At 35.9% G+C, this 18087-nt stretch carries 17 protein-coding genes; 14 read left to right on the forward strand and 3 right to left on the reverse strand.

Annotated features, from left to right (window positions below):
- The first annotated feature begins 2 nt into the window (after positions 1-2).
- Positions 3-1808 carry an AraC family transcriptional regulator gene (locus tag D017_RS11990; protein WP_035336762.1) on the forward strand — a complete coding sequence of 602 codons (1806 nt, stop codon included), beginning with the start codon at positions 3-5 and terminating at the stop codon, positions 1806-1808.
- Between the two features lie 97 nt (positions 1809-1905).
- Here D017_RS11990 and D017_RS11995 read toward each other — a convergent pair whose 3' ends face one another.
- Positions 1906-3453 (reverse strand): PglZ domain-containing protein, encoded by a 1548-nt coding sequence (locus D017_RS11995; RefSeq protein WP_035336763.1) that lies wholly within the window; start codon positions 3451-3453, stop codon positions 1906-1908.
- 118 nt (positions 3454-3571) lie between these two features.
- Here D017_RS11995 and D017_RS12000 point away from each other — a divergent pair, with 118 nt between their 5' ends.
- From D017_RS12000 to D017_RS12055, 12 genes are all read left to right on the forward strand, one after another.
- On the forward strand, positions 3572-4795 hold the full coding sequence (locus tag D017_RS12000) for an HD domain-containing protein (protein WP_051583900.1): 1224 nt from the start codon (positions 3572-3574) through the stop codon (positions 4793-4795).
- Between the two features lie 21 nt (positions 4796-4816).
- Positions 4817-5842, forward strand: coding sequence for a UDP-3-O-(3-hydroxymyristoyl)glucosamine N-acyltransferase (lpxD, locus tag D017_RS12005; RefSeq protein WP_035336764.1), 1026 nt, complete (start codon positions 4817-4819; stop codon positions 5840-5842).
- The gene (locus tag D017_RS12010) at positions 5835-7241 is read left to right on the forward strand and encodes a bifunctional UDP-3-O-[3-hydroxymyristoyl] N-acetylglucosamine deacetylase/3-hydroxyacyl-ACP dehydratase (protein ID WP_035336765.1); all 1407 of its coding nucleotides are present in this window, start codon (positions 5835-5837) and stop codon (positions 7239-7241) included. Before lpxD ends, D017_RS12010 begins: the two co-directional genes overlap by 8 nt.
- Position 7242: 1 nt before the next feature.
- Positions 7243-8025 carry an acyl-ACP--UDP-N-acetylglucosamine O-acyltransferase gene (lpxA, locus tag D017_RS12015; RefSeq protein WP_035336767.1) on the forward strand — a complete coding sequence of 261 codons (783 nt, stop codon included), beginning with the start codon at positions 7243-7245 and terminating at the stop codon, positions 8023-8025.
- Positions 8026-8204: 179 nt separating this feature from the next.
- Positions 8205-8771 (forward strand): elongation factor P, encoded by a 567-nt coding sequence (efp, locus tag D017_RS12020; RefSeq protein ID WP_035336768.1) that lies wholly within the window; start codon positions 8205-8207, stop codon positions 8769-8771.
- Positions 8772-8839: 68 nt separating this feature from the next.
- Positions 8840-9775: a UDP-3-O-(3-hydroxymyristoyl)glucosamine N-acyltransferase gene (locus tag D017_RS12025; protein WP_035338247.1), complete on the forward strand. Its 936-nt coding sequence runs from the start codon at positions 8840-8842 to the stop codon at positions 9773-9775.
- On the forward strand, positions 9775-10176 hold the full coding sequence (locus D017_RS12030) for a nuclear transport factor 2 family protein (protein WP_035336770.1): 402 nt from the start codon (positions 9775-9777) through the stop codon (positions 10174-10176). Before D017_RS12025 ends, D017_RS12030 begins: the two co-directional genes overlap by 1 nt.
- Before the next feature lie 72 nt (positions 10177-10248).
- A complete protein-coding gene (sucD, locus tag D017_RS12035; RefSeq protein WP_035336772.1) occupies positions 10249-11124 on the forward strand; it encodes a succinate--CoA ligase subunit alpha in 876 nt (291 codons plus the stop codon).
- Between the two features lie 213 nt (positions 11125-11337).
- On the forward strand, positions 11338-12084 hold the full coding sequence (fabG, locus tag D017_RS12040; RefSeq protein ID WP_035336773.1) for a 3-oxoacyl-[acyl-carrier-protein] reductase: 747 nt from the start codon (positions 11338-11340) through the stop codon (positions 12082-12084).
- Between the two features lie 62 nt (positions 12085-12146).
- On the forward strand, positions 12147-14180 hold the full coding sequence (locus D017_RS12045) for a hypothetical protein (RefSeq protein WP_035336774.1): 2034 nt from the start codon (positions 12147-12149) through the stop codon (positions 14178-14180).
- Between the two features lie 20 nt (positions 14181-14200).
- The gene (locus tag D017_RS12050; RefSeq protein WP_035336775.1) at positions 14201-15016 is read left to right on the forward strand and encodes a prohibitin family protein; all 816 of its coding nucleotides are present in this window, start codon (positions 14201-14203) and stop codon (positions 15014-15016) included.
- 103 nt (positions 15017-15119) lie between these two features.
- Positions 15120-15569, forward strand: coding sequence for a PepSY-like domain-containing protein (locus tag D017_RS12055; RefSeq protein WP_035336776.1), 450 nt, complete (start codon positions 15120-15122; stop codon positions 15567-15569).
- Positions 15570-15603: 34 nt separating this feature from the next.
- Here the strand turns inward: D017_RS12055 and D017_RS15025 are convergent, their stop codons facing one another.
- On the reverse strand, positions 15604-16227 hold the full coding sequence (locus D017_RS15025) for a hypothetical protein (protein WP_051583901.1): 624 nt from the start codon (positions 16225-16227) through the stop codon (positions 15604-15606).
- 1 nt (position 16228) lies between these two features.
- Positions 16229-16939 (reverse strand): OmpA family protein, encoded by a 711-nt coding sequence (locus D017_RS15030; RefSeq protein WP_051583902.1) that lies wholly within the window; start codon positions 16937-16939, stop codon positions 16229-16231.
- A gap of 284 nt (positions 16940-17223) precedes the next feature.
- On the opposite strand from D017_RS15030, the gene hisG reads away from it, so the two are divergent.
- Complete coding sequence (gene hisG, locus D017_RS12070; RefSeq protein ID WP_035336777.1) at positions 17224-18084, forward strand: ATP phosphoribosyltransferase; 861 nt, start codon at positions 17224-17226, stop codon at positions 18082-18084.
- Positions 18085-18087: the final 3 nt, after the last annotated feature.

Here is an 18087-nt window from a genome sequence, read left to right on the forward strand (position 1 = left end):
TTATGTGCTCTTTTTTCTCTATAAGTGCACAGGAGCTTCCATACCTATCAGATATTGCTGTACCCGACTCTATAACTGTAAAAAGTTATCCTGTCTTGAGAGCTGATTTTTTTGCTCTTTTTAAAGATGATATGACATCAGTTGATTCATTGGAGCTAGAATTAAAAGGGAAGGAGCTTATAAAACGAGCAGCACGAAGTAAGAATAAATCTGATGTTGTTAAAATTTATCTTGTTTTAGCTGAATTAAGAAATAATGATTTTGATTTATTTGATTATATATTAAATTTTACTGAAGAAAATAATTTGCTCGTTTTGTATGAAACAGCTCTGTTGAGTAAGGCAATATCATATTATTATAATGATCAAATCGATATGTCTTTGCAGTTAGCAGAAGAGGCGTATAAATATTCTGAAGAATCCGGAAATTTATCTAACAAATGGACTTTGAAGAATTTTATTGGGGTATTACAGATAAATTATGGAAATGTAAGTCGCGGTATTTCAAATTTAAAGGAAGTAGAGTCTATTTTCACAACTGGAAAAGTTAAGAATATTCACATCTACAATAGTGATTCTCAGAATAAGAATATTCTTGCTTCCGTTAGATATTCTATTGCATCTTCTTACTTTGATATAGATAGTCTAGATGCTGCAAGCGATTACATAGAAAAAGTGAAGATTTATGCTGATACTGATAATGATAAAGAGTATCAGAACACTTACTTAGGGCTTAAAGGGGCTATTTTAATCAAACAAAAAAAATACCTAGAAGGGTTAGATGTAACCAATCAATATATTTCTAATGACTATGAAAAGGGAGATGATGAGTTGTCACATTCTTATGCTATGAAAGGTATTGCATATGAAGGTTTGAATTTAGACGAAAAGGCAACTACTTCTTTCCTTAACGCTGATAGCCTTTTTGTAGCTGCAGGATCTGATTATCACTATGATGAGCTCAAGCATACGTTTAAATATTTGCTTAATCATTATAAGATAGAAGGAAACACCAACAAGCAAATAGAATATCTAAATAAACTGATTGTCTATGAGGAAACGGTAGGTAGTCTTAAAGAATCTGTGACTAACGGGGTTGCGTCTATGTATACTATCCCAGAGCTTACAGCTGAGAAGGAGCTTCTAATAAATAAACTAGAAAAGGAAAAGACAATAAGTAATGCAGGTATTATTCTATTTATAATCTTGAGTTGCATAGGAGTTATCGTAGCGATTTTTCAATACAGAAAAAGACTTATTTATAAAAAGAGATTTGATAATCTTAGAGTAACGCTTGAGGAGCGCATTAAAAACGAGGAGTCATCTCCTATAAATGATTCAAGTGCGACTGAGAAAATTATTAAAAACCTTGTACCAATATTAAAGTCTACACAAGCAGATAAAATTAAAGCTGGTCTCAAAAATTTTGAGGACACATTACTGTTCACAGAGGAAAACATCACACTTAAGAGTCTAGCTCTCCAAGTAGGTACTAATTCATCATATCTGTCTAAGTATATTAATGATGAGAAATCAGAGAACTTCTCTGTTTATATCAATGACTTGCGCATTAATCATGTGCTTAAACTGCTCTATAGTTCTCAGAAAATAAGAACGTACACAGTGAGTGCGCTAGCCAAAGAGGTTGGTTTTTCTAATCCAAAATCATTTTCAAACCACTTTAAACGTATCACTGGGCTTTCGGTGACCTACTTTATTAAAAATTTGGAGGAAATTAAAGAGAGTCCTTCAAAAGAAAAGGATGATAATGTGATAGATTTTTTAGAGCGAATTAATAAAACAGGCTAAGTAGCTTTTGTCTCCATACATAATCATAAAAAAACCACAGCTTATATTGCTGTGGTTTTTTTGTTTGTGTTTACGCTTTCGCGAAAGCGTAACATCTCTATTTAGGTTCAAGCACCACAAAAGGAATCACCATCTCCTCAAGGCTTACGCCTCCATGTTGATAGGTGTTTCTGTAATAACTTACGTAATGGTTAAAATTATTAGGGTAAGCAAAAAATAAATCTCCTTTTGCAAAAATGAATGAACTACTCATATTAATAGTAGGTAAGTGTATCGTGCGAGGATCTTCGGCAGCGAGTACGTCCTTATCTTCATATGTAAGACTTCTTCCGGTTTTGTATCGCAGGTTGAGGCTTGTATTTTTGTCCCCTATAACTTTTGATGGATTTTTGACATTAATGGTACCGTGATCTGTAGTAAGAATTAGTTTCATGCCTAACTCTTGCACCTGCTGTATCATCGTGAGGAGTGGTGAATTTTTAAACCAGCTCTCTGTGAGTGATCTATAAGCCTTGTCATTGCTAGCAAGCTCTTTAATTACCTCCATTTCCGTCTTAGAGTGCGATAGCATATCTACAAAGTTGTAAACGACTACCGTGAGATCATTGTCTTTTTGCGATTTAAAATTATCAGCTAGTTTTTTTCCATTTTTTAAATTGGTGATTTTGTGATATTCCCAGTTTAGGTCAAGACGTAGCCTTTTAAGTTGTGCCTCTAGAAAATCTGCTTCATGCATGTTTTTTCCTCCCTCATCTGTGTCATCAAGCCATAAGTCTGGATGCTTTTTTTTCATTTCTTCTGGCATAAGTCCAGAAAATATAGCATTACGCGCATACTGAGTTGCTGTAGGCAAAATACTATAATAAGGTTCTTCTTCTATTTTTTTATAATGAGCATTAAGGTGTGGCTCAAAAGCCTTCCATTGGTCATAACGCATGTTATCTATAACAATGAATAGGGTAGGAGTGTCTTTTGTAAGGTGTGGTTGTACTTTGTCTTTAAATAAGGTATGAGACATTGTAGGCCCTTCGTAGCCATTGAACCAATCTGGGTAATTTTTGTCTATAAATTTACAGAACTGATTATTTGCTTCAGATTTTTGAGATTCTAAAATCTCAAACATTCCCGTATCTTCTATTCCCTCAAGTTCCATCTCCCAGTAAATAAGCTTTTGGTAAAGCTCAGACCACTCTTCAAAACTATTTACCATAGATAAATCCATAGCAATCTTGCGAAATTCTTGCTGATACGAAGAGGTAGTTTTCTGACTTATTAATCTACTATGATCAAGATTTTTCTTTAAACTTAATAATATCTGGTTAGGATTTACGGGTTTGATAAGGTAGTCTACTATTTTAGAGCCTATTGCCTCTTCCATAATATACTCTTCCTCACTTTTTGTAATCATAACCACGGGTACATTCTCACGTTTATTCTTGATTTCGCTTAAAGTTTCTAGACCGGATAAGCCTGGCATATTTTCATCAAGAAAAATGATGTCAAAGTTTTGCTCATCTATCATTTCTACGGCTTCGGCGCCATTATCACAAGTTGTTACGCTATAATTCTTTTTCTCAAGAAATAAAATATGTGGTTTGAGTAAGTCAATTTCGTCATCTACCCAAAGTATTTGTATGTTGCTCATATAATTAGTTAAGTATGTTAGTCTTCAAGAGGCCCCTAGTTTGCAAGGCGAAACCTTATATTTGTACGTATTACGCTTTCGCGAAAGCGTAAATTATAGAAATCAAAAATTTTTAATATTGAAGTCTCCCAAAGTTACAATTATTAACGACCCTATTTATGGGTTTATTACTATACCTAATGGTGTAGTCTTTGATTTGATACAACACAAATACTTTCAGAGACTTCGACGTATTACACAGATGGGGTTATCATATCTTGTCTATCCTGGAGCACATCATACTCGTTTTCAACATGCGATAGGGTGTCTTGGTGTAATGCAAAAAGCCATAAAAGTCCTTGAAGACAAAGGCGTTGAGATATCAGCCGAAGAAAAAGAAGGCGTATTTATCGCAATCTTACTTCACGATATAGGTCATGGTCCTTTTTCTCATGCAATGGAACACAGCATTGTAGAAGGTGTGAGTCATGAGCATATTTCTACCTTATTTATGGAGGCGCTCAACAAGGAGTTTAACGGAAGTTTAACGCTAGCAATAGAAATTTTTAAGGGGTCTTATCACCGCTCATTTTTAAATCAGTTGGTTTCTGGTCAGTTAGATATGGATCGCACTGATTACTTAAAGCGTGATAGCTTCTATACTGGAATGGCTGAAGGCAATATAAACACTGAGCGTATAGTTGCAATGCTTAATGTGAAGGATAACAAGCTTGTAGTAGAAGAAAAAGGCGTGTATACCGTAGAGAAGTTTCTTGTAGCTAGAAGGCTCATGTACTGGCAGGTATACCTACATAAAACAGGGATTGTAGCAGAGCAGTTGATAACAAGGGTGCTTAAGCGCGCAAAAGAACTCTCCCATAATGGCACCGTGCTATCTTCAAGTAACGCTTTGCAGTATTTTTTACAACATAGAATAGACAGCGATACTATTAAAAATAGTCTTGATACGTTTGCCCAGCTAGATGATTATGACATTGTATCTGCTATGAAAGAATGGTGCTCCCATGATGATTTTGTGCTTTCTGAGTTGTCTAAGGCAATTATAAATAGAGATCTTTTGAATGTAAAAATTAAAAAGAAACCTTTTGCAGCATCTAAGCTTGAGCAACATAAGTCGTCGTTAATGCAAAAGTTTGAGATAACAGAACATGAGGCATCTTACTTTGTATTTACAGGTACGATATCAAACCAAGCTTATAATTATGAGAAGGGGGGAATTAATATTCTACTTAATAATGGTAAGATTGTAGATGTAGTGAAAGCTAGTGATCAATTGAGTTTAAAGTCACTTACTAAAGAAGTAGTTAAAAACTATCTCTGTTACCCAAAACCTAAACGTTAATTTTTCCTATTTTTGTCATCCATGAAATTTACCGCAAACCAAATCGCAGGAATACTAGAAGGAACTATAGAAGGTAATCCTGATGTAGAAGTATCAAAGCTCGCAAAAATAGAAGAAGGAATCCCAGGATCTCTTACGTTTCTTGCGAATCCTAAGTATACATCATTTATATATACTACCGAGGCAAGTATTGCCATTGTAGGAAATGATTTTGAAGCAGAACAACCTGTTAAGCCCACGCTTATACGAGTAGAAGATGCATACAAGTCATTTTCAAAACTACTAGAATATTATAATCAAGTAAAGCTTAATAAATCGGGAATAGAGCAGCCTTGTTTTATTTCTGAAACAGCCACTTATGGTGACGCACTTTATCTAGGTGCTTTTTCATACCTAGGAGAGAACGTAACTATAGGGAATAACGTAAAAATTTACCCTAACGTTTATATAGGAGATAATGTAACTATAGGAGACAATTGTGTGCTTTTTGCAGGATCAAAGGTGTATTCTGACAGTGTTATAGGTAACACGGTCTACATACACAGTGGTGCAATTGTAGGTGCAGATGGTTTTGGCTTTACGCCCAATGAAAAGGGAGAGTATAGTAAAGTGCCTCAAACAGGTAATGTGATTATAGAGGATCACGTAGATATAGGGGCAGGAACTACTATAGATCGCGCAACATTAGGATCTACGGTAATTAGAACAGGTGTTAAACTTGATAACCAGATTCAAATTGCACATAATGTAGAGATAGGTTCTCATACAGCTATTGCAGCACAAACAGGTGTTGCCGGTTCTACAAAAATAGGTAAGCATTGCCTTATAGGTGGTCAAGTAGGTATCTCTGGACACCTAACTATAGGAGATAATGTACGCATACAGGCACAATCTGGAATAGGAAGAAATATAAAAGATAACGAAGTGCTACAGGGATCTCCATCATTTAATTATTCTGATTGGAATCGTTCATACGTTCACTTCAAGAATTTACCAAAAATCGTACAAACGGTAAACGAATTAAAAAAACAACAAAATAATGAGTAACGCTAAAGCACAACAACGTACGATAGCTAAAGAAATAAGCTTACAAGGTGTGGGTCTGCATACAGGTGCAGATGTACTTATGACCTTTAAGCCAGCTCCAGAAAATCACGGCTATAAATTTAAACGCCTTGATCTTGAAGGAGAGCCAGTACTTAATGCAGATGCTTCTCTTGTAACTAATACACAACGAGGAACAAACCTTGAAAGAAACGGCGTTTCTATTCAGACCACAGAGCACGTACTTGCTGCTTGTGTAGGTCTTGAGATAGATAACCTTCTTATAGAACTTAACGCTTCTGAGCCTCCTATTATGGATGGTTCTTCTAAGTTTTTTGTAGAAGCACTTGAAGAAGCTGGTATTTTAGAGCAAGAAGCTGTACGTGATGAATATATCGTTAAGGAAATTATTACATATCTAGACGAAGAGTCTGGAAGTGAAATTATTTTAATGCCTGCAGATGAGTATCAAGTGACTACTATGGTGGACTTTGGTACTAAAGTGTTAGGTACTCAAAATGCAAGCATACAGCACATTTCAGAATTTAAGGAGGAAATTTCAGATAGTAGAACCTTTAGCTTTCTTCATGAAATAGAGATGTTACTTGAGCACGGCCTTATTAAAGGTGGAGATCTCAATAATGCGATTGTATATGTAGATAAGGAATTATCTCCTAGTACAATGGAAAAGTTGAAAGTAGCTTTTAACAAAGATGATATTGCGGTTAAACCTAATGGTATTTTAGATAACCTCACTTTACACCATGCTAATGAAGCGGCACGTCATAAATTACTTGACGTGATAGGTGATCTAGCACTTGCAGGAACGAGAATACGTGGTAAAATCATTGCAAATAAGCCTGGACACTTTGTAAACACCCAGTTTGCAAAGAAGCTTCAGAAAATTATTAAGAATGAACGTCGTAACTATTTTCCAGATGTAGATTTACACGCTACACCTGTAAAAGATGTAAATCAAATCATGGAGATGCTTCCACATAGGCCTCCATTCTTGCTCGTAGATAAAATTTTAGAGCTTACTAAAGAGCATGTGATAGGAGTGAAGAATGTCACAATGAATGAACCATTCTTTGTGGGTCACTTCCCTGGATCTCCAGTGATGCCTGGCGTACTTCAAATAGAAGCGATGGCTCAAACGGGAGGTATTTTAGTATTGAGTACCGTTCCAGATCCAGAAAACTACCTCACTTATTTGCTCAAAATAGATAAGGTAAGATATAAACATCAGGTGGTACCTGGTGATACCCTTATTTTCAAATTAGACCTAATGTCACCTATACGTAGAGGAATCTGCCAGATGCAAGCTCGCGCTTATGCAAATGGTAAACTTGTCTCAGAAGCCGAAATAATGGCACAAATAGTAAAAGTAAAAAATCTCTAGTATGAATCAGCCATTAGCATATGTGCACCCAGGTGCAAAAATTGCAAAGAATGTAGTTATAGAACCATTCACAACGATACATAATAACGTTGTAATAGGTGAGGGTAGCTGGATAGGGTCTAACGTGACCATTATGGAAGGCGCGCGCATAGGGAAGAACGTAAGTATCTTTCCTGGAGCAGTAATCTCTGCAGTGCCACAAGATAAAAAGTTTAATGACGAAGATACTGTTACCATTATAGGTGATAACACTACAATACGTGAGTGTGTGACTATTAATCGTGGTACCTCAGACCGTATGAAAACTCAAGTAGGAAACAATTGTTGGATTATGGCATATTGCCACATTGCACATGATTGTATCGTGGGTGATAATTGTATTTTTTCTAATAACAGTACACTCGCTGGTCACATTACCGTAGGTGATCACGTAGTGCTAGCTGGGATGGCTGCAATACAGCAGTTTTGTACGATAGGGAGCCATGCTTTTGTAACTGGTGGGTCTTTAGTGCGTAAGGATGTACCTCCTTTTGTAAAGGCAGGTCGTGAGCCGTTAAGTTATGTAGGTATTAACTCTATAGGACTACGTCGTCGCGGATTTACCACAGAGAAAATTCGTGAAATACAAGATATTTTCCGCATCTTGTATCAAAAGAATTACAATAACTCACAAGCGGTAGCTATTATAGAAGCAGAGATGGAAGCCACTCAGGAGCGAGATGAAATATTGCAATTTATACGCAACTCTCAACGTGGTATCATGAAAGGATACTTTAACTCATAAGTTTTCTTTTACGCTTTCGCGAAAATTTGACAACACGACAATCATGCTTTGACCAAACATAGGTCAAGCTGAGAAATTCATAAAACGGAGAGATTGATAATCTTTTCATATTTTCGCGAAAGCGAGATTAACTTTTAAATAAATAAGAATTCTGTATTTGCAGATACTTAACACTACATATGGCAACAACATCAGACATACGCAACGGACTTTGTATTAATTACAATCACGATATTTATAAAATCATCGAATTCTTACATGTGAAGCCAGGTAAGGGACCTGCTTTTGTAAGAACAAAAATGAAAAGTGTAACCTCAGGTAAAGTTCTTGATAATACATTTTCGGCTGGTCATAAGATTGATGAAGTACGTGTAGAAACACATAAATTCCAGTTTTTATATAATGATGCAGAGGGATATCACTTCATGAATACAGAAGATTATACGCAAATTGCTTTGCAAGAGACTGCGCTAGATCGTTCTAACTTATTGAAAGAAGGAGAAGTTGTTACTGTGTTAATTAATACAGAAGATAATGCACCACTTTCTGTAGATATGCCAGCATCTGTAATTCTTGAAGTAACACACACAGAACCTGGTGTGAAAGGAAATACGGCTACTAATGCGACAAAGCCAGCAACTGTTGAGACAGGAGCAGAAGTAAACGTTCCTTTGTTTATAAATGAAGGTGACAAGATAAAAATAGAAACCGACAAAGGGACCTATAAAGAACGCGTTAAGGAATAGATAATTTACCTACCAACTTATTATATAAATCCCGTCAAATGACGGGATTTTCTTTTATATTCGTAATCGTGAAATTTAAAAAACAACATACACTTCAAGAAATAGCAAATCTTCTTAACGTTACTTTTGTGGGTGATCCTTTGTTTCCAGTATTGGGCATGAATGAGATCCATGTAGTAACTCCAGGAGATATTGTTTTTGTAGATCATCCTAAGTATTATGATAAGGCACTGCAAAGTGCTGCGACTATTGTTCTTATAAACAAGGAGGTAGCTTGTCCAGAAGGCAAAGCACTCCTTATATCAGACGATCCTTTTAGGGATTTTAATAAGCTTACTGATCACTTTAAGCCTTTTAAAACTGCAGCAGCTGCCATTGCAGATACAGCAACTATAGGTGAAGGAACCGTCATACAGCCCAATGTTTTTGTAGGTAACCATGTAGTTATAGGTGATAATTGTACTATACATCCTAATGTATGTCTGTATGACAATACTATCATAGGAGATAACGTTACCATACATGCTGGAAGCATACTAGGTGCAGATGCTTTTTATTACAAGAAGCGTCCAGAAGGTTTTGACAAACTTAAATCTGGTGGTCGTGTTGTAATAGAAGATCATGTAGATATAGGAGCTGGGACAACTATAGACAAAGGCGTTACTGGTGATACTACTGTAAAGAAAGGGACGAAAATTGATAATCAAGTTCATGTAGGGCATGATACCGTTATAGGAGAACGTGTGTTGATTGCTGCTCAAACTACCATAGCTGGTTGTGTAGTCATAGAAGACGAAGTAACTTTATGGGGACAAGTGGGAGTTACCAGTGGTATATCCATAGGAAAGAAGGCAATCATCTCTGCTCAGAGTGGAGTAAGTAAATCTCTTGAAGGAGAAAAAAGTTATTTTGGGTCTCCAGCTGGAGACTTCAGAACAAAATATAAAGAGCTTGCAGCGTTGAGACAAGTGCAAGAATTATTAGAAAAACTAAAGCAACAATAATGGCTAAGAGTAATAAGAAAATCGTAAAAGAGTTTTATAGCTCAGACTTTTTTAATGACACATCTGCTTTTGATGAGTATATTCATCCTGATATGCAGCTTTTTTGGAATGCAAAGACTGGCTACAATCACATGGAAATAGCAGGTTTAAAGGAAATGGCAGCAGAGGCTGGTAAATCTTTTGACGCAGTACGTCCAGAGATTACACACCTTCTTTCTAAAGAAGATCAGGTAGTGATAAGGTTTACTTATTTTGTGACTACCATCGAGCAACCAGATACAGAGCAGCCTATGGCACATTTCATGGCTATATGGGAAATGAAGGATGGTTTGATGTACAGAGGGTATCAAATGAGCCAACCAGCAGAGGAAGCAAAAGAGAGCATGAAATCTTGGAAGTAAATTTCATTGTTTTTACTTCATAATACTTAACCAAACTGTTATTTTTGCAGTGCAAAATTTTAAAACAAACCGATGAGCGTTTTAGTTAATAAAGATTCGAAAATAATTGTTCAAGGATTCACAGGTAGCGAGGGAACTTTCCACGCGGGCCAGATGATTGATTATGGAACAAATGTAGTAGGTGGTGTAACTCCAGGAAAAGGAGGGCAAACACATCTTGATAAGCCTGTTTTTAATACCGTTCAAGAAGCAGTAGAAAAAGTAGGAGCAGATACTACTATTATTTTTGTACCGCCAGCATTTGCTGCAGATGCAATTATGGAAGCTGCAGATGCAGGTATCAAAGTGATTATTACAATTACAGAAGGTATTCCTGTTGCAGATATGATTAAAGCTTCAGATTATATTTCTACAAAAGAATGTCGCCTTATAGGGCCTAACTGTCCAGGAGTTATTACTCCAGGTGAGGCAAAAGTAGGTATCATGCCAGGTTTTGTATTTAAGGAAGGTAAAGTAGGTATTGTTTCAAAATCTGGAACACTTACTTATGAAGCTGCAGACCAAGTTGTAAAACAAGGTCTTGGTATTACAACAGCTATCGGTATAGGTGGTGATCCAATTATTGGGACAACTACAAAAGAAGCTGTAGAGTTACTTATAAATGACCCAGCAACAGAAGCTGTCGTAATGATAGGTGAGATAGGAGGTCAACTAGAAGGTGATGCTGCAAAGTGGTATAAAGAAAGCGGTAGCAAGAAGCCAGTAATAGGTTTTATCGCAGGTGAGACTGCACCAGCTGGACGTACTATGGGGCATGCAGGAGCAATTGTAGGTGGATCTGACGATACAGCACAAGCTAAAAAAGCAATTATGAGAGAATGTGGTATTCACGTTGTGGATAGCCCAGCAGAAATAGGTAAAAAAGTTGCCGAAGTTTTAGGTAAATAATTTTACGATACATTATAAAAAAACCTCCTTTTTTAGGGAGGTTTTTTTGTTTCTAGTCGGTGTCGTAATTCTTATATTTGAGTAAGGAAAATTAGGGTTCTATGCTTTCGCGAAAGCGTAAAGATTCAGCCTAACATTTAGACTAATTAGATCAATAAAAACAACCTGAGACAGTAATCTTAAAATTTATCTGTCCATTCATAGCATTTATATATGAAAATATTAGAAGGAAAAACCGCTATCATCACTGGTGCTAGCCGTGGAATAGGAAAAGGAATAGCAGAAGTATTTGCACAACATGGAGCAAATGTTGCTTTTACATACAGTTCGTCATCTGCAGCGGCAGATGAACTAGAGAAAAGTCTAGAAAATACAGGTGTAAAAATTAAAGGATATAAAAGTAACGCAGCAGATTTTGAGCAGGCTCAGGAGCTTGTGAAGAATGTACTTGAAGATTTTGGAACTATTGATATTCTTGTAAATAATGCAGGTATTACTAAGGATAATCTTCTTATGCGTATGTCTGAAGAGGATTTTGATAACGTTATAGAGGTGAACCTTAAGTCTATTTTTAATATGACTAAAGCGGTACAGCGCACGATGCTTAAAGCTCGTAAAGGAAGTATCATTAACATGAGTTCTGTAGTAGGCCTAAAAGGAAATGCCGGTCAAGCAAATTATGCTGCCTCAAAGGCTGGAATGATAGGTTTCTCTAAGTCTATGGCGCTTGAGCTAGGTTCTCGTAACATACGTACAAACGTGATTGCTCCTGGATTTATTGAGACGGAGATGACAGGAAAACTAGATGAAGCTACTGTAGATGGATGGAGACAGTCTATACCATTAAAACGTGGTGGAAGTCCAGAAGATATAGCAAACGCTTGCGTATTTCTTGCTAGTGATATGAGTGCATACATTACAGGTCAAGTTATCAATGTAGATGGAGGTATGCTTACGTAATTTACCAGCTAACTAAGCACTACTAATCATCAAGTATTTTGAGATAAGAATTACCACAACATTTGCAAAAAGAAACATTATTACTAATTATTGGAGCTGCTATTCTCGCCTTGGGAATAGCGGTCTTCCAGTACTTTTATAAGGCAAAATATAAGACCGGTCGGAATAAGGTTTATGGACTTATTAGGTTTTTATCTGTTTTTGGATTGCTTCTTCTTTTAATAAACCCAACCTATAAGCAGGTTACGTATGTTACTGTAAAGCCATCACTTGCGGTGGCCTTAGATAATACTTCAAGTATTAGACATTTGGGATATGATGATGAAAGTGAAGATTTAGTATCACGCTTTCGCGAAAGCGAATCTTTAAACAACACTTTTGACGTACAGTTTTATAGTTTTGGTCAAGAATTTAAACGTTTAGATACTTTAGATTTTAAAGAAAAGCAGACTAGTATTTCTAACGTTCTCCATAGTCTTGAGGACATTTACGGAACAGAAATAGCACCAGTAATCCTACTCACCGATGGAAATCAAACCTATGGTGAAGCTTATCAATACACTTCAAAAAACCTTAATCAGCAGATATATCCCGTAGTTTTAGGAGATACAGTTACCTATGATGATCTCAAACTGGGGCAGGTAAACGTAAATAGATATGCGTATATCAATAACAAGTTTCCGGTAGAGATTTTTGCCTCTTACAACGGTAACAATACTGTAAACTCGCAATTAACGGTAAGCTCTGGAGGTAAAGTACTGCATTCTGAGCGAGTTGCTTTTAGTCCACAAAGGAAATCACAGGTTTTTAATTTATTACTACCCGCAACCAGCGTAGGAGTGAGGCAATATAGTGTGCAGCTAACCGCTACTGCATCAGAAAAAAACACAAAAAACAATAGTAAGAATTTTGCAATTGAAGTTATTGATCAAAAGACAAATGTTCTTATTGTGAGTAACATTGTGCATCCAGATGTGGGTATGCTCAAAAAAAGTATAGAGAGTAACAGATTGCGCACGGTTACTTTTTCAAATGCAGTAGAAAGCATAAATAAGCTCAATGATTACGAGTTAGTAATATTGTACCAGCCAGATGCTAGTTTTAAAAACGTGTACGAGCAACTTGAAGGATTATCAAAAAATAGTATTACAATCGGTGGAGCAAATACAGAGTGGAATGCTGTAAATACCTTCCAGAATACCATTAATCAAGAGGTTACTGGACAGCAGGAAGAAGTCCAAGGAGCGCTCAATGTGAATTTTTCTGCTTTTGTGATAGAAGATATAGGATTCTCAGACTTTCCGCCGTTAAAGACAAGCTTTGGAGATGTTAACTTTAAGACAGAAGTAGATGTCGCACTGACCCAAACTATAGGATCTTTAAATACAGAAAATCCACTTATAGCAACTACTGATACAAATGGACATCGTGAAGTTTTTATTTTAGGTGAAGGATTATGGAGGTGGCGAGCACAAAGTTTTATAGATAATAGCAGCTTTGAAAAATTTGATAATCTTATTGATAACCTTGTACAGTATGCCGCGTCTAATAAGAAAAAAAGTCGCCTTAATATAGACTATGATTCTTTCTATTATGGTAACGGTGATGTTACTTTATACGCTCAATATTTTGATAAAAACTACACTTTTGATTCACGAGCGCGTCTATCAATACGTGTAATTCATGCGGATACTAAAAAAGTGACAGACATCCCTTTGTTACTTAAAAAGAACACGTACCAAGTAGCTATGAACAATCTCGAGCCTGGTAACTATAAGTTTACTGTATCTGTTATAGATCAAGGCCTAGCTCGTTCCGGAAGTTTTACGATTATTCCTTTTGATATAGAGCAACAATTTTTAAATGCAAATGTAACAGACCTACGTGCTTTAGCGTCTAATACAGAAGCAGCTCTTTATACGAGTGCAATGGGAGATCAGCTTATAGACAATCTCGTGCGAGATACTCGATACAAACCGGTACAGAAAAGCACAGAAAAAATTGTACCTTTAATTGACTGGAAATGGTTGTTATTTATGATAGCTTCACTACTTTCTATTGAGTGGTTTATGCGCAAGTATAACGGACTTACTTAAACAAAAATTCAAAAAAAAATATGGAAAAATTACCAAAGATTGGAGTGCCTATAGTGATAGGTATTATTATTTTATTAGTACTAATAACAAAATCTGCTGTAACTATAGATTCTGGAGAGGCAGGGGTGTTATTTAAAACATTTGGCAATGGTGTGGTAACAGATGAGCCTCCTATGAGTGAAGGTTTTCATCTAGTAGCGCCTTGGAATAAGGTATACGTCTATGAGGTAAGACAGCAAGAACTCTTTGAAAAAATGAAAGTGCTTTCTTCAAACGGATTAGAGATTCAAATTGATGCCTCTGCCTGGTATGAACCAGTATATGATCAATTAGGAAACTTACATCAATCTCTAGGACAAGATTATTTGCAAAGAGTAATACAGCCTGCTATTAGATCTGCTGCCCGTAGTGTGGTAGGTAGATATACTCCAGAGCAATTATACTCGAGTAAAAGAGATGCTATTCAAGACGAAATTTTTGCAGAAACTAAGACTATATTGTCAAAGCAGTATGTACAACTTAATGAGGTATTAGTAAGAGACGTAACGTTACCTATCACTATAAAAGAAGCTATTGAGCGTAAACTAAGACAAGAACAAGAATCTCTTGAGTATGAGTTTAGACTTGTAACAGCTTCAAAAGAAGCAGAGAAAGTACGTATTGAAGCGCAAGGTAAAGCAGATGCAAATAAGATTTTAAGTGCATCTTTAACAGATAAAATTCTTCAAGATAAAGGGATTGATGCTACTATCGAGTTATCTAAATCACCTAACTCTAAAGTGGTGGTTGTAGGATCTGGTGATTCTGGACTACCTTTAATTTTAGGAAATAATTAGAATACAACATAAAACTATAAGAAAGAGTTAAGAATACGCTTTCGCGAAAGCTTATATCTTTACAATCCACGCGAATTCACGTGTGGATTGTAAAGATTTTTTTATGTATAGATATCAGAAAATACTTTTCTTGTTTGGATTCATACTTGCTATAAGCTGTGGTCAAAACGTAGAAAGTCAAAATAGCAAAAAAGGTTATGCGCCTGAAGCAGTAAAGAAAACGTTTCAAGCAAAATATCCAGGAGAGAATGATCCAGACTGGCACGTTGATTCAAATGGGAATTATGAATCTAGGTTTAGAATTGATGGAGTACGTCACAGAGCAGACTTTAGTCCTAACGGTTTATGGATTGAGACAGAGGTAAGTATCGAGAAGGACGATTTACCTAAAGTTGTTCAAATAGCGATAGATGATAATTACTCAGACGAAGAAATAACAGAAATAGAACGCGTTCAAAGCGCCGAAAAAGGATTGTTTTACGATGTAGAGTTTAAGAGGAAAGGAAAGAATATGGATATTGAGTTTAATGAGTCAGGAGTTAAGATTAATTAAGACTAGACATCAATAGTAGTCATAAAAAAACCACCTAATAGGTGGTTTTTTTATATTTCATCTTTTTTTTTGAGTCGTTTGCATCGTCGGCCAACTGTTCCTTTAATCTGATGGCTTTGGCTACCCAGCGATCATTTTTAATTCTATCTGGGAAGAACTTAATGAGTTTAGTGATAATTTCAATATCTTCTTTAGTTAAGCGGCTTATTTGATCAAATGTATAAATCCCTAATTCATTTAATTTGGCTTCTGTATAAGGTCCAATACCTATTATTTTTTGAAGTTCATTTTTATCAGATGCTTGAGCCGTGCCTATTCTTTCAAAATTAATAAGGTCCGTGTAGTCTTTCTCTACTAGTTTCTCAGAAATTACTTCCTGAGAAAAGGCTCGACTTCTCACTTTTATGTGATCAAACTCTTCATCCATTCTGTCTTTTCTAAAAACACCATCAGCTTTACGATCTAACTCATCCTGTAAGCTATTAACAGTTTCTTTTAGAGTATTTATGCGCTCATTTTGAGCCTCGAGACTCTTTTTAAGAACAATTTTGCTATATAAATGAGAACCTATATACCCAATTAGAAAAGCAACAAGGGTCATCACAAACGTTTCTAAGTATGCAACAGGTATTGATATAGCGTCTTGTGATACTGTCATGTTAATCTACTATAATTTCTATTCTGTTATTTTCTTGTCTGCCAGATAAGGTTTTGTTAGTTGCAATTGGTTCTTCCTCACCTCGAGAAGTTGCTGTTATTTTGCGCCTTGGTATACCTCTTCTTGCTGTAAGGTACCATTTTACTTGTCTGGACATTTTGAGCCCTTGATTAAAATTGTCGACACTACTTCCCACATTATCAGTATGGCCTAGTATGGTAACTTTTTTATCTGGATTTTCTTTTAGAATCTTTTTAAGTTCTGTCGCATATACTACTAATTCCTTATCAAGTATAAGATCTGTATTATTATAACGAGGGTAAAAGACATTGCTAGAAAAAGAAGATCCCATAAATGAGTTAAGCTCTTTTTCTAACTCTAGTATAGGTTCGTCGCTAGTGATGTCTATCGTGTCACTAATTGCGATAGATTTTTGAATTTCTTCTGCAAGCAGGGAAGAGGTTTCGTGTTCAATTCCATATAGATCTAAACTGTCTCGAGCAAAACTGTTAGTAGGTGAGTCTGATTTTGTGGCAATAACAACGGGTGGTTCTTGATCTTTTGTTTTAGGGGTGTTTTTTTCTAAATTATCTTTCTCGTTAACAATTTGTTGTACAGAACTGTCACTCGTAGCCTCTCTAGTACTTACAAAGTAAATACAACCAGAAGTCCAAATTAAAAAAACGAAGAATGCCCCAAAAAATCCCTTCATTGATAATGTTAAGCAAGCGCTATTGTCTTTAATAAACGCTAACTTCAAAGTTACAGAAAAGTTGTCGATGTTAAGAAATAATTAAATCAGGTTATCCACTTGTTTTTAACAAAAGACTTCTTAAATTTGCTACAGAAATGAAATTGAACAAAACACATCATCACCACACTACAGCAATCGCTCAAGCGAGGTAGTTTGGTATGTAAATAAATCATATAAAACCCGTTTGAGATACTCAAACGGGTTTTTTCTTTTTTGGGTACTTTAAACACAAACCAACAAAAATGAGTCAAAAAATTAGAATTGCTATTCAAAAGTCTGGACGTCTTAATGAGGAATCACTACAACTATTAAAAAATTGTGGTGTTTCTATTGATAACGGTAAAGATCAACTCAAAGCAACTGCTAGAAATTTTCCGCTAGAAGTTTTATACTTACGTAATGGTGATATCCCACAATACCTAAGAGACGGAGTGGTAGATATCGCAATACTTGGAGAAAATACTCTTATAGAAAAAGGAAAGGATCTTCCTATTATAGAGAGACTAGGTTTTTCAAAATGCAAGGTGTCACTAGCAATCCCAAAAGGACAAGAATACAACTCTGTAAAAGATCTTGAAGGTAAGCGCATTGCAACTTCATACCCTAATACAGTAAGAGAATATCTAGCCGAAAAAGGTGTAAACGCAGAGCTACACATCATTAATGGTTCGGTAGAAATTGCTCCAAATATTGGACTTGCAGATGCTATCTGTGATATAGTTTCTAGTGGTAGTACATTATTTAAAAATAATCTTAAAGAAGTAGAGCAAATGCTCACTTCTGAGGCTGTTCTTACTGCATCACCTACTATTTCTGATGAGCGTAAGGAGCTATTAGAAACACTTAAATTCCGTATACAATCTGTACTTGCAGGACAACGTAGTAAGTATGTACTTATGAATGTGCCAGACGCAAAGCTTGATGATGTTATCGCAATGCTTCCAGGTATGAGAAGTCCTACGGTTTTACCACTAGCACAAGAAGGCTGGAGTAGTGTACACTCAGTGATAAATAAAGATAGCTTTTGGGATGTGATAGATAATCTCAAAAAAGCAGGTGCAGAAGGAATACTTGTATGCCCAATCGAAAAAATGGTGCTATAATTT

Origin of the sequence: Dokdonia sp. PRO95, from assembly GCF_000355805.1 — a bacterium.
Lineage (GTDB): Bacteria > Bacteroidota > Bacteroidia > Flavobacteriales > Flavobacteriaceae > Dokdonia.

Coding starts and splice junctions, on each gene's coding strand:
- D017_RS12030 (WP_035336770.1), top strand. CDS start 9,775: ATGGCTAAGAGTAATAAGAAAATCGTAAAAGAGTTTTATAGCTCAGAC.
- lpxD (WP_035336764.1), top strand. CDS start 4,817: ATGAAATTTACCGCAAACCAAATCGCAGGAATACTAGAAGGAACTATA.
- D017_RS15025 (WP_051583901.1), bottom strand. CDS start 16,227: ATGACAGTATCACAAGACGCTATATCAATACCTGTTGCATACTTAGAA.
- D017_RS11990 (WP_035336762.1), top strand. CDS start 3: ATGTGCTCTTTTTTCTCTATAAGTGCACAGGAGCTTCCATACCTATCA.
- D017_RS12050 (WP_035336775.1), top strand. CDS start 14,201: ATGGAAAAATTACCAAAGATTGGAGTGCCTATAGTGATAGGTATTATT.
- D017_RS15030 (WP_051583902.1), bottom strand. CDS start 16,939: ATGAAGGGATTTTTTGGGGCATTCTTCGTTTTTTTAATTTGGACTTCT.
- hisG (WP_035336777.1), top strand. CDS start 17,224: ATGAGTCAAAAAATTAGAATTGCTATTCAAAAGTCTGGACGTCTTAAT.
- lpxA (WP_035336767.1), top strand. CDS start 7,243: ATGAATCAGCCATTAGCATATGTGCACCCAGGTGCAAAAATTGCAAAG.
- fabG (WP_035336773.1), top strand. CDS start 11,338: ATGAAAATATTAGAAGGAAAAACCGCTATCATCACTGGTGCTAGCCGT.
- efp (WP_035336768.1), top strand. CDS start 8,205: ATGGCAACAACATCAGACATACGCAACGGACTTTGTATTAATTACAAT.
- D017_RS11995 (WP_035336763.1), bottom strand. CDS start 3,453: ATGAGCAACATACAAATACTTTGGGTAGATGACGAAATTGACTTACTC.
- D017_RS12055 (WP_035336776.1), top strand. CDS start 15,120: ATGTATAGATATCAGAAAATACTTTTCTTGTTTGGATTCATACTTGCT.
- D017_RS12010 (WP_035336765.1), top strand. CDS start 5,835: ATGAGTAACGCTAAAGCACAACAACGTACGATAGCTAAAGAAATAAGC.
- sucD (WP_035336772.1), top strand. CDS start 10,249: ATGAGCGTTTTAGTTAATAAAGATTCGAAAATAATTGTTCAAGGATTC.